Here is a 2,138-nt window from a genome sequence, read left to right as displayed (position 1 = left end):
GTGGTCGGCCAGGTCCCGCTCCGGCGGCAGCCGCTCGCCGCCGGGGACCAGGCCGAGCCGGATCACCTGGAGGACCTGTTCCAGCGCCTCCTCGAACCCGTTGCCCCCGCGGACCGGCCGCAGGACGGGCGAGAGGCGTGCGAAGGGCCCGGACGCACCGGTCTCTTCCGTCATGTCGTGATTTCCCCTTCCCCCAAAGGTCTTCTCCCATACCTTAAGCGCATCGCCCGGCCGGCCGAGGAGCGCCCCGTGGCGGACCGCGGACCCGGCTCAGGGCCGAGGAGCCGCGCGCCGGCCGCGAGCGGCGACCTCGGCACCGTCGTCCTCGCCATCACCGACATGCGGGGCCGGCTCCGGGGCAGACGCTTCGCGGCGTCCTTCTTCCTCGACGAGGTGCTCGCACACGGCACCGAGGCCGGGCCTACCTCCTGCCGGTCGACACGGGCATGAACACCGTGGACGGATCCGCCAGGTCCTCCGGGTCCGACGGCGACTTCGCCGCGTCGGCAGCGGCATCGGCCTGGCCGCCGCCTGCGAGCCGGCGTCCGGGTGCGCCCACGTCGTCCGCCGCGACGTCGACGACGAGGCGGGCGCCGCGCCCGGGGCCGGCGGCACCTTCGCAGACGTGGACGTGACCGACCCGGATCAGGTGGAGGCCCTTGTCCGGGCCCCGTACGACACCTGCGGAGCGTCGACGTGGCCTTCAACGACGCGGGCTCTCGCCGCCCGAGGACGGCTCCGTCCTCACCACCGGCGTGGGCGCGAGGCCCAGGAGGCCGACCTCACCTCCGTCTACCCCTGCGGCGAGGCCGCCCTGCTTTCTCTGCGGCGCCAGGGGCACGGCCCCGGTCATCAACACGGCGTCGTTCGTGGCCAGGATGAGTGCGGCCACCTCCCAGATCTCGTACGCCGCCTCCGAGGGAGGGGTGCCCGCGCTCTCCCGTGAGCGGGGCGTGCGGTCCGCGCGCCAAGGCGTCCGCGTCAACGCCCTGTGCCCGGGCCCGTCGACACCCCGCTGCTCCGGGAGCTGTTCGCGGGGGACCCCGAGCGCGCCGTGCGCAGACGGTGCACCGCCCCCTCGGCCGGTGCGCCGAGGCGGCCGGGACCGCCTCGGTCGCCTTCCTGCCCGGCGACGGCCCCTCGTCCGTCAACGCCACGGACTTCCTGGTGGCCGGTGGCCGGGGGCCTCGGGGGCGTGCGTGACACCGCTGCAGGGGCGGGCGGCCCTCAGGGGCCCGCGGCGCCCTCGTCCGCCGCCGTCACAGGAACGTGCGGCCCTCGCCCCGGTACGTCGGCACCGTCGCCGTGATCCGGTCGCCCTCGACCAGCCGCAGCTCGTCGAAGCGTTCGCACAGCTCACCGGCCTTGGCGTGCCGGAACCACACCTTGTCACCGATCAGCAGATCGTCGGCGGGGGAGCCCAGCAGCGGAGTCTGCACCTCGCCCGCGCCCTCCTGCGGGTCGTACCGCAGCCCCTCGGGCAGATACGGCACCGGGAGCCGGTCCGGGCCGGCCGCCCCGGACGCCGGATAGCCGCCGCCCAGCACCGTCACCACGCCCACGCCCGGCCTGCGGACCACGGGCTGGGCGAACAGGGCGGCCGGACGGCCGCTGAAGGACGTGTAGTTGTCGAAGAGCCGCGGCACGTACAGCCCGGAACCGGCCGCGATCTCCGTCACCGCGGCCTCGGCGGCCGTGTGCTGCACACTGCCCGTGCCCCCGCCGTTGACGAACTCCAGCTCCGGCGCCACCGCCCGTACCGCCCGTACGGCCTCGGCCCGCCGGACGGCCAGCTCCCTGCGGGCGGTGGCCTGCATCAGCCGGATCGCCCGGGAGCGCAGCGGGCGCCCGGCCACCGAGTCGCCCACGCCGGCCACATGGCCCTCGTACGCCATCAGCCCCACCAGCCGGAAGCCCGGCCTGCGGGCCACCGAGCGTGCCAGCTCCGCCAGTTGGGCGGGGGAGCGCAGCGGGGAGCGCAGTGCGCCGACACGAACCCGGCCGCCCAGCAGCCGCAGCGAGGTGTCCAGCTCCAGACAGACGCGGATCTCCTCCGTCCCGCCGCCCCGCGCCCCGTCGACCAGCTCCAGCTGGGCGGGATCATCCACCATCACGGTCACGGCCGCCGCGAGCTTCGG

General features: G+C 75.7%; 1 protein-coding gene and 2 pseudogenes. 2 read left to right on the top strand and 1 reads right to left on the bottom strand.

Annotated elements, in window-relative coordinates; all coding sequences use genetic code 11:
• Positions 1-249: 249 nt before the first annotated feature.
• Positions 250-500, top strand: a pseudogene (locus IH13_RS0129980) (glutamine synthetase); the annotation flags it as partial.
• A pseudogene (locus tag IH13_RS41465) lies at positions 464-1,211 on the top strand (SDR family oxidoreductase); the annotation flags it as partial. The pseudogenes IH13_RS0129980 and IH13_RS41465, both read left to right, overlap by 37 nt.
• A gap of 48 nt (positions 1,212-1,259) precedes the next feature.
• Here IH13_RS41465 and IH13_RS0129970 read toward each other — a convergent pair.
• Positions 1,260-2,138, bottom strand: an 879-nt coding sequence (locus IH13_RS0129970) for an alanine racemase (RefSeq protein WP_031089208.1), incomplete at its 5' end; no start/stop codon positions are given.

The sequence above is a fragment of the Streptomyces sp. NRRL WC-3549 genome (assembly GCF_000721935.1).
Lineage (GTDB): Bacteria > Actinomycetota > Actinomycetes > Streptomycetales > Streptomycetaceae > Streptomyces.
Note: the sequence above shows the minus strand (reverse complement) of the source record. Positions and strands in the feature narration are given on the sequence as shown.